1 protein-coding gene (only partly in view) is annotated in these 1021 nt (G+C 61.8%); it reads left to right on the forward strand.

Annotated elements, in window-relative coordinates:
- The first annotated feature begins 91 nt into the window (after positions 1–91).
- Positions 92–1021, forward strand: partial view of an IS1595 family transposase gene (locus XCSCFBP4642_RS0116820; protein ID WP_029220814.1) — the 5' portion only. 30 nt of this gene lie beyond the right edge of the window; the window shows 930 of its 960 coding nt (coding positions 1–930); its start codon is at positions 92–94; its stop codon lies off the right edge, out of view.

Here is a 1021-nt window from a genome sequence, read left to right on the forward strand (position 1 = left end):
CCTGATTAGCCCTGACCATCAGCCGCCTGTCGCAGGATCTGCGCCGCGCTGGGTGGATGCTGCTGTCACCTGAAGCCAACGAGGTGGCGTGATGAGTATCAATGCCGTGCAGTTCCAAGCGGGATTGTCGATGCCTGAGTTCTTCGCGTCCTACGGCACCGAAGCCAAGTGCTATCGCGCGCTTTACAAGTGGCGCTGGCCGCAAGGCTTTCGTTGCCCTGTTTGTGCCGGACGCGTGCGCTCGCGTTTCAAGCGGGGTGCTGCGATCTACTACCAATGCAGCGCGTGCCGGCATCAGACCAGCCTGATTGCAGGCACGATGTTCGAAGGCACCAAGCTGCCGCTGCGCACCTGGATGCTGGCGTTGCACCTGCTGACCTCGACCAAAACCAACATGGCCGCGCTGGAGTTGATGCGGCATCTGGGCGTCAACTACAAGACGGCCTGGCGGATGAAACACAAGATCATGCAGGTTATGGCCGAGCGCGAATCCATGCGGAAACTGGCGGGTTTCGTGCAGATCGACGATGCCTATCTCGGCGGCGAGCGTAACGGTGGCAAGGCCGGACGCGGATCGGAGAACAAACAAGCGTTCCTGATTGCGGTGCAGACCGATGCCACCTTCACCGCGCCGCGCTTTGTGGTGATCGAGCCGGTGCGCAGCTTCGACAACACCTCGCTGCAGGACTGGATTGCCCGTCGCTTGGCGCCCGAATGCGAGGTCTACACCGATGGGCTGGCCTGCTTCCGCCGGCTAGAAGACGCCGGCCACGCGCACACCACGCTGGACACTGGCGGTGGTCGTGCCGCGACCGAAACGGCCGGTGCACGTTGGCTCAACGTGGTGCTGGGCAATCTCAAACGCGCCATCAGTGGCGTGTATCACGCCATCGCGCAAGGCAAATACGCAAGGCGTTACCTGGGAGAAGCGGCCTATCGTTTTAATCGTCGATTCCGCTTGCGCGAGATGCTGCCACGACTTGCCACGGCCATGATGCAATCCACACCATGCCCAGAGCCG

Origin of the sequence: Xanthomonas cassavae CFBP 4642, assembly GCF_000454545.1 — a bacterium.
In the GTDB taxonomy this organism is placed as follows: Bacteria; Pseudomonadota; Gammaproteobacteria; order Xanthomonadales; family Xanthomonadaceae; genus Xanthomonas; species Xanthomonas cassavae.